Annotated in this window: 16 protein-coding genes; 8 read left to right on the forward strand and 8 right to left on the reverse strand. The window is 67.9% G+C overall.

Annotation, left to right across the window (positions count from 1 at the left end):
• Nucleotides 1–225: 225 nt before the first annotated feature.
• The 3 genes from KF688_10910 to KF688_10920 all read left to right on the forward strand — a co-directional run bounded on the left by KF688_10910 (nt 226) and on the right by KF688_10920 (nt 7,938).
• Nucleotides 226–3,531, forward strand: coding sequence for a DUF5107 domain-containing protein (locus KF688_10910; protein ID MBX3426180.1), 3,306 nt, complete (start codon nt 226–228; stop codon nt 3,529–3,531).
• Between the two features lie 58 nt (nt 3,532–3,589).
• The gene (locus KF688_10915; protein MBX3426181.1) at nt 3,590–6,478 is read left to right on the forward strand and encodes a hypothetical protein; all 2,889 of its coding nucleotides are present in this window, start codon (nt 3,590–3,592) and stop codon (nt 6,476–6,478) included.
• Between the two features lie 77 nt (nt 6,479–6,555).
• The gene (locus KF688_10920; GenBank protein ID MBX3426182.1) at nt 6,556–7,938 is read left to right on the forward strand and encodes a sugar porter family MFS transporter; all 1,383 of its coding nucleotides are present in this window, start codon (nt 6,556–6,558) and stop codon (nt 7,936–7,938) included.
• A 664-nt stretch (nt 7,939–8,602) separates the two neighbouring features.
• Here KF688_10920 and KF688_10925 read toward each other — a convergent pair.
• Genes KF688_10925 through KF688_10935 form a run of 3 tightly spaced genes read right to left on the reverse strand, consistent with a single transcriptional unit; the run spans nt 8,603 to nt 10,079 of the window.
• On the reverse strand, nt 8,603–9,526 hold the full coding sequence (locus tag KF688_10925; GenBank protein MBX3426183.1) for a HipA domain-containing protein: 924 nt from the start codon (nt 9,524–9,526) through the stop codon (nt 8,603–8,605).
• Nucleotides 9,523–9,855, reverse strand: a complete 333-nt coding sequence (locus KF688_10930) for a HipA N-terminal domain-containing protein (protein ID MBX3426184.1) — start codon at nt 9,853–9,855, stop codon at nt 9,523–9,525. Before KF688_10930 ends, KF688_10925 begins: the two co-directional genes overlap by 4 nt.
• Nucleotides 9,852–10,079 carry a helix-turn-helix transcriptional regulator gene (locus tag KF688_10935; GenBank protein MBX3426185.1) on the reverse strand — a complete coding sequence of 76 codons (228 nt, stop codon included), beginning with the start codon at nt 10,077–10,079 and terminating at the stop codon, nt 9,852–9,854. Before KF688_10935 ends, KF688_10930 begins: the two co-directional genes overlap by 4 nt.
• Nucleotides 10,080–11,163: 1,084 nt before the next feature.
• Here KF688_10935 and KF688_10940 point away from each other — a divergent pair.
• On the forward strand, nt 11,164–12,264 hold the full coding sequence (locus tag KF688_10940; protein MBX3426186.1) for a hypothetical protein: 1,101 nt from the start codon (nt 11,164–11,166) through the stop codon (nt 12,262–12,264).
• A 159-nt stretch (nt 12,265–12,423) separates the two neighbouring features.
• Here the strand turns inward: KF688_10940 and KF688_10945 are convergent, their stop codons facing one another.
• The 3 genes from KF688_10945 to KF688_10955 all read right to left on the reverse strand — a co-directional run bounded on the left by KF688_10945 (nt 12,424) and on the right by KF688_10955 (nt 15,612).
• Nucleotides 12,424–12,966 carry a hypothetical protein gene (locus KF688_10945; protein MBX3426187.1) on the reverse strand — a complete coding sequence of 181 codons (543 nt, stop codon included), beginning with the start codon at nt 12,964–12,966 and terminating at the stop codon, nt 12,424–12,426.
• 414 nt (nt 12,967–13,380) lie between these two features.
• The gene (locus tag KF688_10950; protein ID MBX3426188.1) at nt 13,381–14,148 is read right to left on the reverse strand and encodes a hypothetical protein; all 768 of its coding nucleotides are present in this window, start codon (nt 14,146–14,148) and stop codon (nt 13,381–13,383) included.
• 6 nt (nt 14,149–14,154) lie between these two features.
• Complete coding sequence (locus KF688_10955; protein ID MBX3426189.1) at nt 14,155–15,612, reverse strand: hypothetical protein; 1,458 nt, start codon at nt 15,610–15,612, stop codon at nt 14,155–14,157.
• A gap of 721 nt (nt 15,613–16,333) precedes the next feature.
• Here KF688_10955 and KF688_10960 point away from each other — a divergent pair.
• From KF688_10960 to KF688_10975, 4 genes are all read left to right on the forward strand, one after another.
• Complete coding sequence (locus KF688_10960; protein MBX3426190.1) at nt 16,334–17,194, forward strand: hypothetical protein; 861 nt, start codon at nt 16,334–16,336, stop codon at nt 17,192–17,194.
• 289 nt (nt 17,195–17,483) lie between these two features.
• Nucleotides 17,484–17,711, forward strand: a complete 228-nt coding sequence (locus KF688_10965) for a hypothetical protein (protein ID MBX3426191.1) — start codon at nt 17,484–17,486, stop codon at nt 17,709–17,711.
• A gap of 6 nt (nt 17,712–17,717) precedes the next feature.
• The gene (locus KF688_10970) at nt 17,718–18,098 is read left to right on the forward strand and encodes a type II toxin-antitoxin system death-on-curing family toxin (protein ID MBX3426192.1); all 381 of its coding nucleotides are present in this window, start codon (nt 17,718–17,720) and stop codon (nt 18,096–18,098) included.
• Nucleotides 18,099–18,185: 87 nt separating this feature from the next.
• The gene (locus tag KF688_10975) at nt 18,186–18,398 is read left to right on the forward strand and encodes a hypothetical protein (protein MBX3426193.1); all 213 of its coding nucleotides are present in this window, start codon (nt 18,186–18,188) and stop codon (nt 18,396–18,398) included.
• A 350-nt stretch (nt 18,399–18,748) separates the two neighbouring features.
• On the opposite strand, the gene cysN is transcribed toward KF688_10975, so the two are convergent.
• On the reverse strand, nt 18,749–20,749 hold the full coding sequence (gene cysN / locus KF688_10980; protein ID MBX3426194.1) for a sulfate adenylyltransferase subunit CysN: 2,001 nt from the start codon (nt 20,747–20,749) through the stop codon (nt 18,749–18,751).
• A gap of 86 nt (nt 20,750–20,835) precedes the next feature.
• Complete coding sequence (cysD, locus tag KF688_10985; protein ID MBX3426195.1) at nt 20,836–21,795, reverse strand: sulfate adenylyltransferase subunit CysD; 960 nt, start codon at nt 21,793–21,795, stop codon at nt 20,836–20,838.
• Nucleotides 21,796–21,824: the final 29 nt, after the last annotated feature.

The raw sequence follows: 21,824 nt of genomic DNA on the forward strand, positions 1-21,824 counted from the left end.
GGCGCCGGGGGGCGGGGCTCGTGACAAAATTTGCACATGGATTGACGGACAACCGGCATGACGGCCGAGCCGCCGCCGAGTCCAATGACGGGTGGTCGACCCGCTCTCCTCCCCCGTCCGGCCGCACTTCGCATGACGAACCAAGGCCCCGTCTCGTCCGTCGACGTTCGCTTCGAGCGGGTCGAAATCCCGACGTATCCCGTGGGGCCCGCGTGCCCGCACCCGATGTTCCTCGACAAGCGGGTCTATCAGGGGAGCAGCGGGGCCGTCTATCCGTTTCCGGTCGTCGAGAGCGTGGGCGACGCGTGCCGGCCGCAGACGTACGAGGCGGCGCTGCTGGAGAACGAGTACCTCCGGCTCATGATCCTGCCGGAACTCGGCGGCCGGCTGCAGATGGCGCTCGACAAGACGAACGACTATCGCTTCGTCTATTGGAATCGGGTGATCAAACCCGCGCTGGTCGGCTTGACCGGTCCGTGGATCAGCGGCGGCATCGAGTTCAATTGGCCGCAGCATCATCGCCCCAGCACGTTCCTCCCGGTCGACTGCGATCTGGAGCGGCACGCCGACGGATCGGCGACGGTCTGGTGCCACGAAATCGATCGCATGGTCGGCACGCGCGGGATGCACGGGTTTCGGCTCCGACCGGGCCGGGCGTATCTGGAGCTCGTGGTGCGGCTCTCCAACCGCACGAACCAGCCGGAAACGTTTTTGTGGTGGGCCAACCCGGCCGTTCACGTCGACGAGCATCACCAGTCGATCTTCCCCCCCGACGTCCGGGCGGTGATGGACCACGGCAAGCGGGCCGTCAGCACGTTTCCGATCGCCACGGGAGAGTACTCCAAAGTCGACTACTCCGCCGGCGTCGACATCAGCCGCTACAAGAACGTCCCGGCGCCGACGTCGTACATGGCCTGCGCGTCGAACTTCGACTTCGTCGGGTCGTACGACCACGGCCGGCAGGCCGGCCTGCTCCATGTGGCGAGCCATTACGTCGCGCCCGGCAAGAAGCAGTGGACCTGGGGGTGCGGCGAGTTCGGCCGAGCCTGGGACCGGCGCCTGACGGACGAAGACGGGCCCTACGTCGAGTTGATGTGCGGGGTCTACACCGACAATCAGCCCGATTTCAGCTGGCTGGCGCCGGGCGAGGAGAAGTCGTTTTCTCAGTATTTCATGCCCTACAAAGGGGTGGGCGTCGTCAAGAACGCCACCCGCGACGCGGCCCTCGGCCTGGAAATCCGAGGGACGCAAGCCGTGGTGCGGGCCTACGCGACCGCGCGCCAGCCGGGCGCCAGCTTGTCCGTGCGTCTCGGAGATCGGGAGCTGCTGCGGTGCGTCGTCGACTGCGACCCCCGCGCCTCGATCGAGGTCACGGCGGACGTTCCCCCCGGCGTCGACGAAGACGCGCTGGTCGTCGTCCTCGAAGACGGCCGCGGGCGGGAGCTCGTCAGCTATCGCGGCGTTCCCGAAGAGTTTCCGATGCCCGAGCCGGCGCGGCCCGTCCCCGAGCCGGCGGAGCTGGACTCGGCGGAGTCGCTCTACTTGGCCGCGATCCACCTGGTACAGTACCGTCACGCCACGAGACGCCCCGCGGACTACCTGCGCGAAGCGCTGCGGCGCGACGCCGGCGACGTGCGGTGCAATACGGCGATGAGCCGACTCCGCTACCGGCGGGGGGAATACGCGGCGGCGAAGCGTCACGCCGCGGCCGCCGTCGCCCGGGCGACGCGTCACAATCCCAATCCGCTCGACGGCGAGCCGTTCGTGCTCTTGGGTTTGGCCGAGGCCGCGCTCGACAACGAGCGGGCGGCGATCCAAGCGTGGCACAAAGCGGCCTGGAGCGCGGCGTCCCAGCCGCAAGCGTACTTCGAGCTCGCCAAAGCGGCGCTCCGGCAAGGCGATCCGGCCGAGGCGCAGCGGATGCTGGCGCGGTGCCTCGAGCGCAACGCCAACCACAGTCAGGCGCGGCACCTCGAGGTCTGCCTGCTCGCGGAGCGCGGCGAGCGGGTCGCGGCCAAGCGGCTGGCGGAGCGGGAGCTGGCGCGCGATCCGTTTTGCCTGGGGATCGTCTACGCCTACGTCACGGACCTGGGGGGAGACCCGCAGTTGCTCGAGCGGCGCCTGCGTCACGACAGTCACAGCTATCGACAGCTGGCGCACGACCTGGCCGACGCCGGGCTCATGCGGCAGGCCGAGGACGTCCTGCAGCGGTACCTCGATCGCTGCGGCGACCGCCGGCCGGATCCGCAGTTGGTCTACTGCCTGGCCTGGCTGCGCGGTCGGCGCGGCGACGCCGACGCGGTCCGCGAACTGCTGCGCCTGGCCGCCTCGTTGCCGCGGCACGAGTTCTTTCCCAATTCGTTGCACGATCTCCGGGCCCTCGAGTTCGCGGTCGCCGTCGAACCCGGCGACGCCCGCGCGTGGTGCGATCTCGGCAACCTGCTGTTCAGCAAGCAGCGCGACGACGAGGCGATCGACTGCTGGGAGCGCGCCGCCCGGCTCGCGCCCGAATTCCCGCAGCCGCGACGCAACCTCGGCCTGGCCTACTACAACAAGCGGCGCGACGCCCCGGCGGCGTGGGCGGCGATGGACGCCGCGCTTCGGCTTGATCCCGCCGACGGGCGGGTCCTGTTTGAACTCGATCTGCTGGCCAAGCGCCTCAACCATCCCGCCGCCGACCGCTTGCGGCGACTCGAGGCGCACCGCGCCTGCGTCGACGCCCGCGACGACCTGACCCTCGAATTCGTGACGCTGCTCAATCAGCTGGGCGAACACCAGCGGGCGTTGCGCACGCTGCTGTCGCGAACGTTCCAGCCCTGGGAGGGGGGGGAGGGAAAACCCTCGTCGCAGTACGTGCTGGCGCTGGTCCAACTCGCCCGTCGCGCCCTGGGCGCGGGCGAGTTCGCGCTGGCCGACGAGTTGCTCCAGCGGGCGTTCGTCTGGCCCGCGTCGTTAGGGGACGGCAAACTCCCCGGCATTCAGGAGAATCACCTCCACTTTTGGCGCGGCGTGGCGCTCCGCGGCCTGCAGCGGCACGACGACGCCCGGCAGTGCTTTGATGCGGCGAGCGCCGGGCCCGCCAGCCTGGCGCCGGCGCAGTTTTACAACGATCCCCCTCCGGAGACGAGCTTCTATCAGGGCCTGGCGAACCTGGCGCAGGGGCGTCGCGCCGCCGCCGTCGAGCGATTTCAAGCGCTGGTCAGCTACGGCGAGCGCCACTTCGATGAGCCCGCGTCGATCGACTTTTTCGCCGTCTCGCTTCCCGACTTCCTCGTGTTCGAGGCCGATCTCGCGGCCAGCCAGCAGGTGCATTGCCGGTTCCTGCGGGCGTTGGGGCTGATCGGCTTGGACCGGTTGCCGGAGGCCGAGGCCGAGTTCCAACAGATTCTGGCGGTCGACGCGAACCACCTCGGCGCGCTGCTCCACCGGCCGCTCTGCCAGGCGCGGGAGCGGGAGGCGCTGCTCGTCGGCGGCCCGCACGACGAGGCCGGCGCGCCGCCCCCCCGCTCCGCGGCCGGCGACCGCGCCTGACCGCCGCCATCGCGGCGGCTTTCGATTCGATCCCACCCTCACCCCCCGAATCCAACCGATGCCTGCTCTCCCGACGATTCTTGCGGCGGTTGCGGTCATGACGTCCGTGCTCGGCCTCGGCGGCGGCGCAGCCCATGCGGAGCCCGCGGCCGAACTCAATCTCTCCGGCTCGTGGCGACTGGCGCTCGACCGAAACGCCGCGGGGGACGCGGCGCAATGGCAGCGGTCCGATCAAGGCGAACGCTTCGATCGTCAGGCACGACTGCCGGGCTCGCTCGACGAACAGCGGATCGGCGATCCGCTCACGCTCGCCACGCGCTGGGTGGGAGATTGGGAGCGGAGCGCGTACCGCACCGACCCGCGGTACGCCCCTTATCGGCCCCCGCACGAGGTGAAACTGCCGTTCTGGCTCACTCCCGCCACGCATTACGTGGGACCGGCGTGGTACCGCCGCACGTTCCGCGTTCCGGCCGCCTGGAGCGACCGGCGCGTGACGCTGCTGCTGGAGCGATGCCACTGGACGACCGCCGTGTGGATCGACGGCCAGGAAGTCGGCCGGCGCGATTCGCTCTCCGCACCGCATGAGTACGACGTCACCGCGTGGGCCCGACCGGGGGAGCACGAGGTCGTCCTCCGCGTCGACAACCGCGTGCACGTCAATCTCGGCCCCAATTCGCACAGCATCTCCGACCATACGCAGGGCAACTGGAACGGCGTGGTCGGTCAGGTGCGGCTCGCGGCGACTCCGCAGGTCTGGATCGACCGCGTTGGCGTCGTCGGCAGCGCACGGAACAAGACGTTTGCGGTGGAGGTCGCGCTGGGGAACCGCACAGGTCGCGCGGCGCGCGGCACGCTGACGGCGTCGGTCCGTCCCCGCGAGGTCCCCCAAGCCGAGCCGTGGCAGACGTCCGTCGCCGTGACTGCCGCGAGCGCGGAGCGGAAGGTTCGCCTCGAGGTCCGGCTCCCCGAGGAGAGCCCGCTGTGGGACGAGTTCGCCCCCGCCCTGTACGACGTCGAAGTCTCCTGGCGGCCGACCGAAGGAGCGGGGCGCGAGACGCACGTGGTCCGCAAACCGAGCGGCCTGCGGGACGTGACCGTCGAGGGATCGCAAATCGCCGTCAACGGGCGACCCGTCTTTCTGCGGGGAACCTTGGACTGCTGCGTGTTCCCCCAGACCGGTTATCCGCCGACCGACGTCGCCTCGTGGCGGCGAATTCTGCAGACCTGCCGCGAGTACGGACTGAATCACGTGCGATTCCACTCGTACTGTCCCCCGGAGGCCGCCTTCATGGCGGCCGACGAGCTGGGCGTCTACCTGCAACCCGAGTGCGCCAACTGGGCCAACCAGGGCGCCTCCTTGGGGGACGGCGGGCCCGTCGACCAGTACGTCTACGACGAGACGCAGCGGATCCTGGACGCGTACGGGCATCACCCGTCGTTCCTCCTCTTCGCCTGCGGCAACGAGCCGAGCGGCAGACGGCACGTGGACTTCCTCAGCCAGTGGATCGGACATTGTTCCGCGCGCGATCCGCAGCGGCTGTACACCGGCGGGTCGGGCTGGCCCGTCATGCCCGCCAACCAGTTCCACGTGTCGCCCGCCCCGAGAATCCAGGCTTGGGGCGCGGGCCTCCGGTCGCGGATCAACGCGCGACCTCCCGAAACCGTCTCCGACTATTCCGAGTTCGTTCAAGCGCAGAGCGCACCGGTCATCGCCCACGAGATCGGCCAGTGGTGCGCGTTTCCCAATCTCGACGAGCGACGAAAATACGCCGGCCATCTCCAGGCCAAGAACTTCGACATCTTCGCCGACTGGCTCGAGGCGGTCGGGCTGGGCCGCCTCGCTCACGACTTCTTCTTGGCGTCCGGAAAGCTGCAGACCCTCTGCTACAAAGAAGAGATCGAAGCGGCGCTGCGGACGCCCGGCTTCGGGGGATTCCAACTGCTGGGGCTCAGCGACTTTTCGGGGCAAGGCACCGCGCTGGTGGGCGTTCTCGACGCGTTTTGGGAGCCCAAGCCGTACGTCACGGCGGAACAGTACCGTCGCTTCTGCGACTCGGCGGTCCCGCTGGCGAGACTCCCCCGGCGGACTTACCGCAACGACGACGTGCTGGCGTTTGAGGCGGAACTGGCGAATTACGGACCGCGACCGCTGACCGGGACCGCCGTTACGTGGAGCCTCGTCGCCAAAGCCGATGCCGCGGTGCTCGCGAGCGGCGTGTTGCAGGCCGATGCGGAGACGGGCGCCGTCACGTCGGTCGGCTCGGTCGAGACGTCGCTGGCGGGCGTCCGCAGTCCCGCCGCCCTGAGGCTGGAACTGGCGTGCGCGGAGACCGGCTCGAAAAACGACTGGGACCTGTGGGTCTATCCTGCCGAGTCGTCCGAACCGTCCGGGCCGTCGGACGGCCTGCTGATCGCCACGGAAGCGGACGACGCGGTGCTGGCGGCCCTCGACGCGGGAGGCGTCGTGTTGCTGACGCTGCCCGCCGAGCGGGTGAACGCGTCGGCCGTGCTCGGCTTCTCGTCCATCTTTTGGAACACGCTGTGGACGGAGAACCAGCCTCCCCACACGCTGGGCGTTCTCTGCGACCCGCAGCACCCGCTGTTTGCCGCGTTTCCTACGGAGTTCCACTCGAACTGGCAATGGTGGGAACTGATTCACGGCGCGGCGGCGATGGACGTTACCGACATTGCGGACCAGGTGACGCCCCTCGTGCGCGTGACGCCCGACTGGTTCAACCCCCGCGCGCTGGCGCTCGTCTGCGAGGCTCGGCTGGGCCGCGGCAAGCTGCTGATCACCTCGGCGAATCTCGCTCCCGACCGGCCCGACTGCCCCGCGGCCGACCAATTTCGCCAGTCCCTGATCGACTACGCGACCAGCGACGCGTTTCAGCCGACGACGACGCTCACGCCGGAAGCGTTGCAGTCGCTGACCAAGCCGCCGCGCTAGACCGTCCCCCCCGTCAGCGGCGTGCGCCAGGGGGCCCCCCCGCGCCGCCAGCCCCGCTTCCTCTCGTGCGTGATCTCATGCATCTCGGATTCGTGTGGAGAGTCTGCACAGTCGCCGCGCTGGGCGGCCTGCTGTTCGGCTACGACTGGGTCGTCATTGGCGGGGCGAAGCCGTTTTACGAGCAGCGATTTCAGATCGCTGCGAACCCGCTGGCCCAAGGCGTCGCTATGAGCACCGCCTTGTGGGGATGCTTGGCGGGGGCCGCGTTGTCCGGCCGGCTTGCCGACCAGATCGGACGCAAGCGGCCGCTTACGCTGGCCGGGGCGCTCTTCACCGTCAGCGCCGTGGCGACGGCGCTGGCAGGCGATTTGACGACCTTCAACGTCGCACGGTTCGTCGGCGGGATCGGGATTGGATTGGCCTCGAACCTGTCGCCGCTGTACATCGCCGAGGTGAGCCCGGCCGGCATGCGCGGGCGACTCGTCTCGCTCAATCAGCTGCTGCTGGTGACCGGGATTCTGGCGGCGCAACTCGTCAATTGGCGGATCGCATCCGACGTGCCCGCCACGGCGGAAGGGGCGGCGCTGGCGGCGACCTGGTGCGGTCGCATCGGGTGGCGATGGATGTTCGCCGCGGAGGCGATTCCCGCCGTCGGGTTCTTGGCCCTTTCGTTGCTCGTGCCGGAAAGTCCCCGGTGGCTGGTCAAGGCGGGGCGGCCCGACGACGCTCGCCGCGTGCTGGCGCGGATCGGCGACGACGCCTACGCCGCGACCGAACTCTCGGCCATCCAAGCCTCGACGGCCGCTCACGCCAAGCGGCCGTTCCGCCTGGGGCAACTGCTGGAACCGAGCCTGCGGCGACCGTTGCAAGTGGGCGTGGGCTTGGCCGTGCTCCAACAGTGGTGCGGCATCAACGTCATTTTCAACTACGCCGAAGAGGTGTTTCGCGCCGCCGGTTACCAGGTCCGCGACATCATGTTCGTGATCGTGGTCACCGGGCTGGTGAACCTGCTGTTCACGCTGGTCGGCATGGCCGCCGTCGATCGCTTCGGGCGGCGGAAGTTGATGCTGTCCGGCGCGGGGGGGCTGACGGTTCTGTTCGGTTTGCTCGGAGCGTTCTACTTCGTCGGCAGCCAAGGCCCCCACATGGTGGCGCTCGTGTTGGCGTCGATCGCCTGCTACGCCATGTCGCTCGCTCCGGTGACCTGGGTCGTCATCTCCGAAATCTTCCCCACCCGCGTGCGCGGCACGGCGATGTCGGCGGCCGTGTTCGCCTTGTGGCTGGCGTGCTCGCTGCTGACGTTCACGTTCCCGTGGCTGAACTCCCGCCTGGGGGCGGCGGGGACCTTTTGGCTGTACGCCGCCATTTGCGCCGTCGGCTTGGCGTTCATGGCGCTCCGCCTGCCGGAGACGCGCCATCGCAGTCTGGAAGAGATCGAGCGCGACTTCGCCAGTCAGTGATCCTGCCAGCAGCGCCGCAGACGGCGAGGGGAAGCTGACTGAGGTCGTTCAGGCGGCGGGGGCGGGCTTCCCGAACTCTTGTCGAGACTACTCCGCACAAGCGGACGTTGCCTCCCCTCTCGGGTCGGGGCTCGGCCTGCTCCAAGCTCGCTTCGTGTTCGCTCCGCTTCCGCTGGCTGCGCTGACAGCGGCGGCCGCCCATCCCAAGCGCGGTGCGGCATGGTCCGTCGTCGCGCCGGAGAATGCGAGCCGAATCGGCGCTAGCCGCGGAACGCGAGCGGATCGCGGTTGCGATCGTCGGCGGGTCGGTCGACGACGCGGACGACGCGGGCTCGGAGTCGAATCCCGCCCTCCTGGCGCTGCCTCTTTGGGAAGGGCCGTTCCCGGATCGTCGCCCAGGCCCGAATTGCGGAGGGTTGGGACGAGCTTCCGCCGCATGTTCGTGAGGCGCCGCTTGCGCTCGTGGACGCGGACGTCCGGTCATGGCGCCGTCGAGAAATGGGCAACCGGCGGTTGCCTATTTGACAATCGTGCCGCAGGCGGCGGCGTCTTGGCCCCGGTCCGTTTTGCCGCATGTGGCGACGCTATTCGGGGGATCAGCAATGATGCAGCGGCCTGCTGCACATCTGGCGCGGGTCTGAATTCGCCGTGAGGATGAGGCGCTTCAGCTGATCGCGTCGCTGCGTTCGGCAACGAGCCGCTTGTAGGCTTCTTTCTGATCATCGGGCAAAAAACTCCGGTCAATCTGCGCATGCGCATCGCCCAAGACGGACGCCTGTCTCTCGAGCAGGCGCAGCGCGACCTTATCCGGCAAATTGCAGTATGCGGCGAATCGCCGCCACACGCCCCGGCTCAGATTGTCCGTCTGGCCCTGCAGCGGCAGCGCGAGCTGGTCGTCAGGGATCGCCAGGCGCGTGCAAACCAAGTCGTAAGCGGGCGTCAGGCGCGTGATTCCGTCATCGCCGGTCAGCAGCGAAAAGTTCTTCAGGTGCATGTCGCCGTTGCCGGTCCACCAGGCGAACAGGAGCAGTCGGTACAGCTTGAGCAATTCGACCGGCGGCTCGTCCGCGTACTTGCGAATCAGCTTGACGCACAGCTCCGCCGACCCGTCGTCGTATTTGTCCTTGGGGGGCAACTCGGCGAGCTGGCAAAAATCCTCCTGGGGGAGCTTGCGGCCGTCGAGCGTGCGGTCGAAGCGTCGGACGATGTAGGCGAGCGCGCCGTCCTTGAGCGAGACAAGCCCGTTGGGCGCGACCTCGATGTCCACGAGCCTGGCCAGTCGCGTGGTGACGTGCTCGTTCTCTGGCAAGGCCGGGTAGGTTCCGGTCTGCGGCTTGAGCACGTAGCGTCCGCCGACGGCCGCGACCTGGAGCGTGGCCCGATCGGCCGAGAGATTGACCGAGATTTTCTTTTGAATGCCGGAAAGCGACGTGTGGCCGACCATTGCCAGAGCCGCCGTATGCAGCTTACTGGTCTCTAGGTCGAGTATCGGAACCTTCGTCGTTCCAAACAGCGCGCGCAGGCAGCGCGGATGGTAGTCGCTTTCGTCGGTGACCTCGCCCAGGCAAATGCGGCAGGCTTGGCTCATGTCGCCTCCTCAGCCGGCAGGATCTCGACTGCGCCGACGCAATCGGCGCAGGTGGCGATCAAGAGGCCGAACACATCGTCCTTGGAAATCTTGAGCTTCTTGGTTGCCAGCTCCAACAGCCAGCCTTCGGGGAGCAGATTCTCAAAGAACGGGTGCAGGCCGTCGGTGACGTACGGCTTGTCCGTGACCGGCAGCGTCATCGAGACGGCGACCGAGGCGGGATTGGCAACCCATTCCGGGTCGTAGCGGAAAGCGACCTGTCGGCCTTCCTCGGACAGCGTCCCGACGCGCTGCCCGTCAATCCGCACGATGGCTTGGCGCGCGCTCATGATTCGCCATCCCTCGGCGCATCGACGACGCCGAGCGTCTTGCCAAACACGGCCAGCACCTTGTTCACCGCGTCCATGCGTACGGTCGGCTTGGCCCGTTCCAGCTCGGAAACGAAGCGCCGCCCGACGCCGGCCAGGTCCCCAAGCTCGCCCTGAGTGAAGCCCCCGGCCTTCCTTCGTGCGCGAACAAATTCGCCGATGTCCTTGCCAAAGTTTCGGGCCATGGTCGCCTCGATGGGATCGCAATGCGCCCGATCGGGAGCATTTCTCGTGTTCGAGGCAATCATACCCCTGGAGTTGGCTAAAGGCAATCAACTTGCACCCGTTCGGGTGCATTATTCCATTTTCTTGGCCCACGAGGCCAGTAATCCTTGCAGTTCCCGTCCTGTGCCCCCGAACGGGAGCAGTTTCAAGAAGCTCGGGACACCGACCAAGTCAATTGCCATTAGGCTCATATCGCTCGACGCCGTCGCCTCGGGCGGATCGCGTTTGCATTCGTCGGCAGGTCGGTCGACGACGCGGGCGACGCGGGCTCGGACTTGAATCCCGCGGGAGTTCGACAAGATGGAGATCGGTGGACAGCGGCGGAGAACCGACGAGTGGCGCAGCCCAGGTCGGCTCCGGCGCGGGTGAGTTCGTTCGCCAACCGCGGCTTCAGCCACGAGCGGCCCGGTGGCACTGCCTCCGCGCGCTTGCCCCGTTCTCCCCGCTAGGAACCCCGTGTGGAGGTCAAGGAGCAGGGGTCTGGAGGCGGTTCCCTGAGGCCGCCGGATCCGCCCCAAGGAGCTGCCGAACGCCGACCCGTCACCTCGAGATTCCCGCGAGAACATCTTGAACCAAAGCGTGCGGAGCGCCCTTCCTCGACCAACGCCTCGATGCGGATAAGGATCCGCCAAATGCGACAAATTGGATTGTGATCGGCAGCCCGCCGGAACAGACTCAAGTCGAGAGGACGAACGCGCTCGCGGCCTGTTCGCGCCGTTCGGCCTGGCGGCCGCGGGTCGCGCCGGTTTCGGCCGTGTGCTGTCGCTCCTCCGCTCGACGGGCAGCGCCGCGTCACGGTCGCCCGCCGGTCAGGCGACACGAGCTCGTCAGTCACGCTTGTCTTGGGTTTCCGTGCATTCCTGGCGGTACGAGCCTCCGCTCCTGAACCTGTGCGCATGATCGGGCTGCACGGGGCGCACAGCTCCCTGGTCTTGAAACCGTCTGCCGCCGCTGGAGTCGGCGGTCGGGCGACGAACCAGGGCCGAGGCGACTCGTGTTCGCGAACCGTCGGGCGGCTTCCTCGAACCTCGGAGGGTTTCCGTGATGTCCTCGCAACGCCTGGGGCTGCAGCGGTTGATCGTGAGCACGAATTCAAGGCGGCTGCTCGCGCAAGCAGCGTGTCTGTGGTGCGTCGTCGTCGGAGCGACCCCCGCGGCGACGGGGCAGTTGATCAATCTCAACTTCACGAACGCGCCGTACTCGGGGAGCGGCGAGACCAGTCCCGCCACGCCCGCCGGACCGGCGGGCGTTTGGAACAATCTCACGACCGGCGTCTTGAACGACCCGGGAAGTTTCGAAACGGACGGCGTCCAGGTGCTCTTGGCCGACGGGAGCCCCGGTCCGACGCTGACGCTCGACGCCTCGAGCGGCACGTCGAGCGGGAACTCCTGGAACGGCACGTCGTTCGTCTCGCCGATCTCGTCGGTCGACTACACGACCGGCGGCGGCGTCTACGACGTCCCGAACCTCTACGAGTCGGGCGTGGTCAACGGCGGGAACAACACGACCGGCTTTCGCCTGCGCGGGCTCGCGGCCGGAACGTACGACGTCTTCGTCGTGCCGATGTTCCGCAACGCGCAGGCGGCCGGCGAGAAGGCCGATCCGGCCGTGAGTTTCCGGATCGGTCTCGGGAACGACGTCGACGCGCGCAACGCCGGCGATTACGCGCTCCTGGCGATGGCCTCCAGCACGCCCCAGTTCGTCGCGACGAATCTCACGACGTGGGTCGCCGCGACGGACGGAACGACGCCCTACAACTATTTCAGCGCAACCGTCGCAATCGACGGCCCGAATCGCTGGCTGACGATCTTGCTGGGAGATTCCGCGACGACCGGCCCCGACCGAGCCGGGTTGAGCGTCGTCCAAGTCCGCGCGAGCGGCTCCGCGCCGATCGTCGCCGGCGATTTCGACGAGGACGGAGACGTCGACGGGCGCGATTTCCTCATCTGGCAACGCTCCCCCGCCGTGGGCGACCTCGCCGCTTGGCGGCAGCACTTCGGCACGAGCGGGCCGCCGGCGGCCGTGACGGCGACGCCGGAACCGGCGAGTTGGAGCTTGGCCTTGCTCGCCGGCCTGGCCGGCGGATGCTGGCGGCGCAAACGCTCCCTCCGCACTCCGCGGGACCGCGCCCCGCTTGCCGGCTGACGAAGCGCGTTCCGTCGACGCTGGCGCGAATCGTCGCTGGGCTCCCAACGCCTCAAGAATCCGGTCTGCTCGCGCGACCGTGTCGGGTCGCAGCGTCCAACAAGACGCTCGGCGCTAGGACCTCGCCGCTGAGTCGGACTCCGCATTGTCCTGGCAGCCTTACGGCCGACGGACCATGGCGGCGGCCAGCACGACGGCCACGGCGACCGTTGCGATCACGACGGCGCCGGACGACGGCATGGCGATCCACTTGAGCGACTCCTTCGCGGCGGCCGTGCTTCCCAGCCCCGGGGCGCGAAATCCGGCCGCCAGCCAATAGACGGAATAACCGAGCCCCCCCAATCCGAGGCCGAGGCTGATCGCCCGCGTCCAACCGGGCGACGTCCCGAGCAAGACCGCCGCCAGCGTCAAGCCAATTGCGGCGGCGCCGAGCCCCCCGGCATGCAAATGCGCTCGCTGCATGTACGCCCACGACTTGTCCAGCACCGATTTGATCGCCGCGTCGTCGCCCCGATAGACGGTCTCGCGCACGTCGGCAGCGGAAGAACTCAACTGCGATTTGATCGCCTCCTCGTTGAGCCCGAACGCAATGCCCAGCCCAAAGCCGAAGAGCAGCGTGAGCACGGCGAACAACAAGCCGGGAAGCGCCGGCCGCAAGGAGCGCAGGTTGTCGCTCGCGACATTGGTGGTCGACGTGTTCATTTTCCAGTGTCCTGATTCCGGGGAGGAGCGAGTCGTGTCGTAAGCGACCGCCTGACAGTCGCTTGCCCGACCGACCCTCAGGATACACTGGCGGGCCTCGTCAGCGGGAGCCGTTGCAATCGGTCGGAAGCGGCGGCGTCCGTCGTTTGTGCGCGACGCGTCAGGCGGGCGCGGCCAGTGCTTTCCGGCGACCAGCGCGACGAAATTCAGCACCTCAAGCCGACCGGCTGCCGGCGGTGCGGCGCGACGCTCCGCCGGCGCGACCCGACGCCGCTGCCGCGGCAGGTCGGGGAGCACCCGAGCTCCGACCGCACGTCGCGGACTGCCGTCGGGCTGCGGCTCATTGCGCTGCTGGCGCCAGAGCAAACGCTGCCTCGAGCGCGGCGAAGCGGCCGCGCTCGAGGCGTGCCGTCGCTACCTGCGCCGCCGAGCTTGCGCAATCGCACCGCACACGGCGCCCAAGAGCGCCAGCCCCCCCGTCGCCGGCTCGGGAACGCCGGTGATCACGAACGCCATGTCGAGCGGCCTCGGGGCCCCGTACTGGGGATCGAGCGGCGCCCAGGGCAGCCCCGGGAGGAGCGGGCGAAACACGGCCGTATCGGCGAACGGATTGAGAGTCGTCTTCCACCCGACGGGCGACTGCGGGCTCACGTCCCAAGCGACGCTGAGTCCCAGCCAGTAGATCGTGTCGAGTTCCTGTCGGAACGGGTCGACGATGTTCTCGATGTTGATCTGGTGAAAGGTCGCGTGGTCGGCGGGCGTCCAAATCGGCTGCTGCGGATCGGCGAAGCCTTGCAAGCCCGTCCCGTAGTCCCGCACGACCTTGAACTCGCCGGCCGCCAAGTCGAAATTCCTGCTCCACAGGACGTGGCCGGGCTTGCTGAACGGCCCGGTGCGGTCGTCGGCGTAAATCGTCGCCAGCACGTGATCGATCCGGGTCTCCAATCCCTGGGCGACTGAATACCAGAAATGGATGTCCGACACCGGGCCCGTCTGGCTGCACCTCCAGTCGTCGGCAATCTCATGCTGGGGGGTCACGATCTCCACGTCCCAGCCGAAGGGGTCCGGCAGTTGCGGAAAGTGCATCTTGTGCGAGTCGCCGGGACGCCAATCGGCCCCGACCGGCGCCGCGCACAGGAGGACGACGCCGCCGAAAGTCGCAATGATCTGTCTCGCGTTCATGAGTTCTTACCTCCCGCCAAGTTCCGCCGCACGCAGCCCGCGAGACGACCCGCGGGCCGGCGAGCGGCGATTCGATACGGACCGTCGGACGGCCGACGCTCCGAGGACGCCCCCCAGGCCGAGGAGCTCGGCGGACGGCTCGGGAACGGCGGCGTCGTTCGCCAGGACCGGAACGCCGCCGTACTGTCGCTGCCACGCCAAGAAGTCGGAACCGTTGACGAAGCCGTCGCCCGTGGCGTCGCCCTGCATGTGCGCCGCCCCGACCAAACCGTAATGGACCTGCCAGAGGGCCAAGTCGGCCGCGTCGACGTCCCCGTCTTCGTCAAAGTCCGCCTCCGCCCACGGTTCGACGATTTCATCCCAGATCTCGATCGAGCCCGGATTGAGGAACGGCTCGACGTCCAACCCGTCGATGTTGTCGGTCGGCAGAACGCCGAGCGCGGTCGCGGGAAGATAGAGGTAGGGCACGCCCGCGAATCCTGTCGCCAGCACGTCGGCCGGCGACCAGCCGCGCTGCGTCAGGGTCGGCGATCCGGGGGCCAGCGAGAAGACGGCGAAGTCGAGTTGCGACGTCGCCTGCAAGTTCCCGTCGACGTCCCACACGGCCAACGCGTCGATCTCGTCGCCGCCCGTCAAACCGATCAACGGCGCCGCCGCAAACATGGCCAGCGGACCGCCCCCGGGAGGCGACGCCAGAATGTCCGCTCCCCCGGCGCCGAGCGGCGTCAAATCGGGGCTCGCCGCATCGAGCGACAGGTAGACGGGCCGCTCCGAGACGAAGTCGCCGTTGAGATCGAAGGGCGTCAGTTCCAGGGCGTCCATGTCGTCCATGTCGGTGACGCCGGGCAGTCCCGACGTGTAGGGATTGAACAGCGTCGGCGGGATCGTCGGGATTTCGTTGTAGCGCGTCTGATTGGCGCTCAGCAGATTGATCGGCCCCGGGAAGACCGGTCCCGCAATCGCCGCCGGCCCCGCCATGCCGAAGACGGTGGCCGTGACCGGAAGCGTGGTGAAGCCGTTGACGACGAACCGATCGCCCGCCGCTTGGCGCCGCGTCGCCTGATGCGCGACATGCGTTCCCGGCATGCCGATCGAGAGATCATCGACCGAGAAATAAACGACCAACTGTTCGGCGAAGAGCAGTTCGCCGTTGGAGATGCCGTCGACGTTGCTGAGGCTGCCGAGGGCCGCGACCCCGAACGACGGCCCCGTCAAATGGAGGACGGGGCCGGGTCCCCCCGCGTCGAACCCGCCCGCCCCGGCGCCCAGCACCTCGCCGTAGACGTCGCTCGTCGACGCCGGGTTGTGCGGCATCGCTGACGGCGAAGCGCGATCGATCGAGATCGGATCGGGCTGCAGCGGCGGCGCGGGATCGGCGTACGCCGAGAGGCCGCCGCCTTGACCGACGCAACACGCGCACGCCAGAAACGCTTCCAGGACCGGTTTGAACTTGACGCGCCACATCGTGCACCTCCTCCCAAGGACTGCAGGGCATTGCCGCCCCGCGTGCGTCGGCCGCTTGCCGAACGTCATGCTCACGTCGACGCCTGGCTCAGGGTCCCTCGCTGCGGGGACGACTTGTCTTCGCAACGGGCGTTCGCTCCAAGCCGCTGCAGCGGTTTGGAGCCGAGCGAGGGACAACCAAGGCGCCGCCTTGGCAGCTGTCGTTGACGCCGCCCCAGAGTGGATGACGGCGGCAAGCAGAACCCGTGTGTCGCACTCAATGGGCGAAAACGCCCTGCGATGGCGATCGCTGGCGACGAGCGCGATGATCGAGAGCCTTGCGTTGAAACGAGTAACGACGATTCCGCCCGCATCGCGCAGCGGTCAGACGGATCTTGCTGCAAATCACGGACCTCGGTCCCGCTCAGCGCCGCGCTCGACTGCGCGGACGGGCGAGACCAATCACGGTCCGCCGTACGGCGAAGCGAACCGACTGCCGCGAGCGCCGCGGAACGTCCCTGACGGCGATTGCGACGCGAGGGAGCGTCGCCGTCAGGTCAGGTCGCTCGACCGGCGCAAGTCCTCCATCCCGTCGCGGCCGCTGAGGGTTAACCGCAAACGACGATGAGGCGGGCTGCGAGGCCTCCGTCAGGGCTGCGAGCGCCATAGGCTTGTCATAGCCTAGTCTCGACATGGCATTACCAGGGAGGTCCGCAAGCAACTCGCGCCCGGGGATCGAGCAATGTCGGCAAACTTGGTTCCGATCGAAGAATTGAGGATCGGCGATCGGCTGTACGAGTCGGTTTACGATCGAATCGGTCGCCTGCTGGTTGCGGGCGGGACGGTCGTCGGCGAGACGATCCAGACCCGGCTGGCGGAAGAAGGGGTCGTGCGGGTTTTGCTGGAGGATCGCAGCGCGCGGCCGACGAGCGATTCGATCGGCGGCTGTTCTCGGTGCGGACTGGGGCTCGCCTTGAAGGTCCCCTCCGCCGGCTCGCCCGCCCTGGTCACGGCGTGCAGCGGCTGCGGCGCGATTTACGTCGCGGCCTTCGACGGCGCCTGTCCCGGACTCTGTTGCGGTCCCGAGCGGGTCTACTGCGATCGCAGCCGCTGTGCGCATCTCGCGCCGGTCTTCCTCCATACCCTGTCGCCCGCCGAACTCGCCTCCGTCCGCGCCCTGGGGACTCCCGGAGCGGTCATCCCGGACATTCTCCACTCCGGCGAAGAACGTCGCCGCAGCAAGCGGCATCGGCTCCACGCCTCCGTCTCGGTCCTCCCGCTCGACGGGTCGTTTCGCGTGCTGGGCCCCCCGCTTCCGGCGACGCTCCGCAATCTCTCCTTCTCGGGTGTCTGCGTCGCCTTCGGCGCGGATCGCGAGACGGGTGCGGCGGTGGTCGACTTCACCCCGTCCGGGGTTCCGCAGCTTCGCTTGATCGTGCGGGTCGTCTGGACGGCGATCACCGAGGCCGAGCGGCTCATGAGCGGGGTGATTTGCGGGCGAATGCACGAGTCGGCCGGCGACCTCCGTTCGCTCCAGGATCTGCTCCAGCGCGGCCAGCGCACGGCCGCGACGCTGGCCGGCGCGACCTCGTCGCGCGGCTGACGGCGCCGCTCGGCGCTGGCGACCGACGGCCAGCCGCGTCCCCCGTCGCGCGGTCGCGTTCCTCGCAAGTTCGGCTCGAACGAGGCGGCCTTCGCGCGTCCGCGCCCGGGAATTCGTCGACGTCGAGATGGTCGAGGCTGGTTGCGGGCGCGGAATGCCGGAACGCCTTCACGGCGCGATTGTTCGCGACTCGCGGCGTTTTCTCCTTGGATCGGCGTTGCCTGGATTTGATTTGAGGTATACACTATGTGTATACCTTCCTCGGGCCGTTCGGGAGCAGGAGCACGCCATGACCAAAACGCTGATCAAGCACGGCAACAGCCTGGCCCTGGTGATCGACAAGCCGATCCTCGAATTGCTTCAAATCTCGGCGGACACGCCGTTGGAGTTGTCGACCAACGGCGACCTTATCGTCATCACGCCCGTGCGGAACGCGAAGCGACAACAACAACTCCGCGCTTCGCTGAAGAAGATCAACGGGAAGTTCGGCGACGACCTTCGGCGATTGGCGGAGTAATCGGCCGTGGTCGATTTCCTGAGCGTATCGGACGTCTTGCTGCTGCACCTCGATCAGATCGAACTCTATGGAGGCGATCCCGGCGTGCGCGACCTGGGGCTGTTGGATTCGGCGGTTGCGCAGCCGCGGGCGACGTTCGGAGGCGAGTTGCTGCACCAGTTCCCGTTTGAGACGGCGGCGGCGTACTTGTTTCATCTCGTTCAGAATCACCCGTTCGTGGACGGCAACAAACGCACGGGAGCCGTTGCGGCGCTCGTCTTTCTCGACCTCAACGGGATTGAGATCGAAGCGCCTCCCGGCGGTCTCTCCGAGTTGACGCTTGCCGTCGCGACCGGTCAGGCCGACAAAGCGCGCATCGCCGCATTCCTTCAACGGCATGCGAACTAGGCGGTCGCCTCCGCGGCGACGCTCCGCAATCTCTCCTTCTCGGGTGTCTGCGTCGCCTTCGGCGCGGATCGCGAGACGGGTGCGGCGGTGGTCGACTTCACCCCGTCCGGGGTTCCGCAGCTTCGCTTGATCGTGCGGGTCGTCTGGACGGCGATCACCGAGGCCGAGCGGCTCATGAGCGGGGTGATTTGCGGGCGAATGCACGAGTCGGCCGGCGACCTCCGTTCGCTCCAGGATCTGCTCCAGCGCGGCCAGCGCACGGCCGCGACGCTGGCCGGCGCGACCTCGTCGCGCGGCTGACGGCGCCGCTCGGCGCTGGCGACCGACGGCCAGCCGCGTCCCCCGTCGCGCGGTCGCGTTCCTCGCAAGTTCGGCTCGAACGAGGCGGCCTTCGCGCGTCCGCGCCCGGGAACTCGTCGACGTCGAGATGGTCGAGGCTGGTTGCGGGCGCGGATTGCCGGAAATGGGCAGCGCCGCTCTCGGCGCCGATCAGCCCAACACAACCGCCTGGGGCCCGAGGACGTTCCAGGCGAACGCGGGCGAAGCAGCCGGGACGAACGGGCTATCGCAACCTCTGCGATTCTTCCGAGGAGCGTCCAGGTTCGATGGGGACGCTGCCCTCTTCTACGGCGATTGGGACGGTCCTTGCGTCACGTGTCGGCGTTGTTTCCTGCGAGGATCTCGGGCCCCAACCAACCTCGCGATTCCAGGAGTGAGACCACTTCGTCGGCAATGTCTCGCGCAGTACGCGCTTCCGTCGAGGCGATGACGTCGGCGTCGGTCGGGGCTTCGTAGGGGAAGGTCACGCCCGGAAAATTCTCGATCTCGCCAGCCTCCGCCGCTTGGTAGCGACCGAGCGCGTCCCGCCGGCGACAAACGGCGAGCGGCGTCGCCAAGTGGACGTGGACGAGCCGCTCGGGGCCGATCAGCGCCTTGGCGCGGCGGCGCACGGCGTCTTCGGGAGCGGCGAACGCGGCGACGCAGATTTGTCCGACGTCGTTGACAAGCCGAGCGATTTCGGCCGCGCGGCGGAGATTCTCCGAGCGCTCTTCGGCGGAGAATCCCAGGTCGCGACTGATCCCGAATCGCAAGGACTGCCCGTCGAGGAGCGCGACGACGCACCCCAGCTCGAACAGGCGGTGCTCCAACTCGCGGGCGAGCGTCGTCTTGCCCGCTGAGCTCGGTCCGGTCACGAGCACGGTCCCGGGCCGGTGCCCGAATCGTGTCGCGCGGCGCTCGGGCGAGACGAGACTCGTCGCACGCTCGAGTCGCCATCCCGTCGGGGCGTCTTGCCAGTGATCGCGGCTTCGCGGAGCGAGCGCTTGACGCACGACGCCCGCGGCGACGGTCTCGTGCGTGATTCGATCGACGAGGATCAGCGCTCCGGTGGTCTTGTTGCGGGCGTACTCGTCGAGGACGAGCGGGTCGTGGAAGCCCACAAAGCACTGGCCAAGCTCGTTCATGCGCAACGTGGCGGCGGGCGTTTCGCACTGCGTGTCGACGTCGATGGCGCAGCGGATGTTGCGCACTTCGCAGACGGTCTTCTGCGACGCGAGTTTGCACCAATACTGCTTTCCGAGGGCGAGCGGCTGCTCGGACATCCAGATCAGGCTCGCTTCGGCCTCGCGCGCGACGAGGGGGGCCGCCGCGGGCTTGGCGAGGACGTCGCCGCGCGTCACGTCGATTTCGTCGGCGAGCGTGAGCGTCGCCGCCGCCGGGGCGACGGCGACCGGAACGTCGCCGTCGCACGTCACAATCGAGCGAATCCGCGACGTCCGGCGGGACGGCAGAATCACGACCTCGTCGCCGACGCGAACTTCGCCGGACGCGAGCGTGCCGCACAAGCCGCGAAACTCCGCATGCGGGCGGTTGACCCATTGGACCGGAAACCGCAGGGGACCGGCTCGCTGCGCGGGGACGACGTGCACCGTTTCCAAGAGATGGAGCAGCGATCCGTCGGCGTACCACGGCGTCTGCGCGCTCGGCTCGGCGACGTTGTCGCCCCGCAACGCCGAGAGGGGAATGAATCTCAGGTCCGGAATCGAGAGCTTTTCGGCGACGCGGCAGAAATCGTCGCGGATCCGTGCGAAGACCGTTTGGCTGTAGTCGACCCGATCCATCTTGTTGACGGCGAGAAACACATGCTGAATTCCCAGCAACGACGCGATGAAGGCGTGGCGTCGCGTCTGAACGAGGATCCCTTTGGTCGCGTCGACGACGATTACGGCCAACTCGGAGTTCGAGGCTCCGGTCGCCATGTTGCGGGTGAACTGCTCGTGACCGGGCGTATCCGCGATAATGAACGTCCGTTTCGTCGTCGAGAAGTAGCGATAGGCGACGTCGATCGTGATCCCCTGTTGACGCTCGTCCTCCAGCCCGTCGAGCAACAGGGCCGCGTCGAGTTCCGCGCCGGTCGTGCCGTGACGCGCCGAGTCGGCTCGCAGTCGATCAAGCTGATCGTCGTGAACGGCCCCGGCGTCGATGAGGAGTCGACCGATGAGCGTGCTCTTGCCGTCATCGACGCTGCCGCACGTGAAGAAGCGGAGCAATTCCCGCGGGGGGCGTCGCGCGACCGACTCGGCGAGCGACGTTTGGCAAGGGGCGGCGGAGCGTTCCGCGTCGGAGAGGGGGGAGAGCGTCTCGGCGGTCATGGGGCGATCCTGGCAAGTGCGAAAATATGCGGACGAACGTCGCGGCAGGGCTTCTGCGCCGCGGGCGGACCGTCTCCGAAGCGGGGCTAAAAATAGCCCTCGCGCTTCTTGCGTTCCATCGCCGCCGCTTCGTCGCGATCGACGGCTCGGCCGTACCGCTCCGAACGGCGGGCGGTCAGCGTTTCGTCGACCACGGCTGCGAGCGTCGTCGCCGTCGATTCGACGGCGCCCGTCAACGGGTAGCAGCCGAGCGTGCGAAACCGAACCATCCGGACGCTCGGCGTCTCGCCGGGAAGGAGTCGCATCCGCTCGTCGTCGACGACGAGCAACTCGCCGTCGCGATCGACGACGGGCCGCGGTTTGGCGAGGTAGAGAGGCACGATCGGAATTTGCTCTTGGAGGATGTACAGCCAGACGTCCGCCTCCGTCCAATTCGACAACGGAAAAACGCGGAAGCATTCGCCGCGGCGATGCCACGTGTTGTAGACGTTCCACAGTTCGGGACGTTGATTGCGGGGGTCCCAGCGGTGGCGCCGATCGCGAAAGGAGAACACGCGTTCCTTGGCACGCGATCGCTCCTCGTCACGTCGCCCGCCGCCGATCGCAGCGTCGAACCGATGATCGTCCAGAGCCTGCTTGAGCGGCTGCGTTCGCATGACGTCGGTGTAGGCCCCGCCGGCGTGATCGAACGGATTCACTCCCGCCCGGACCCCGTCCTCGTTGACGGCGACGATCACCTCGAGCCCCAGAGCGCGACGGACGTATTCCTCGCGAAACTCGATCATTTCGCGAAACTCCCACGTCGAGTCGACGTGGAGCAACGGAAATGGGAGCGGAGCCGGGAAGAACGCCTTCCGCGCCAAGTGGAGAATGACCGAGGAGTCTTTGCCGATCGAGTACAGCAGCACGGGCTTCTCGAATTCGGCGACGACCTCGCGGAGGATATGAACGCTCTCCGCTTCCAAATGGCGCAGGTGATCGTCCCGGTGCGCGGGAGGCGTTCGTTCCGCAGCGGCGACGGAGGGAGCGGCAAGCGGCGCTGTCATGGAGAATCGACCTTGAGCGGCGAGGGGAA

This window comes from Pirellulales bacterium (assembly GCA_019636345.1).
Lineage (GTDB): Bacteria > Planctomycetota > Planctomycetia > Pirellulales > Lacipirellulaceae.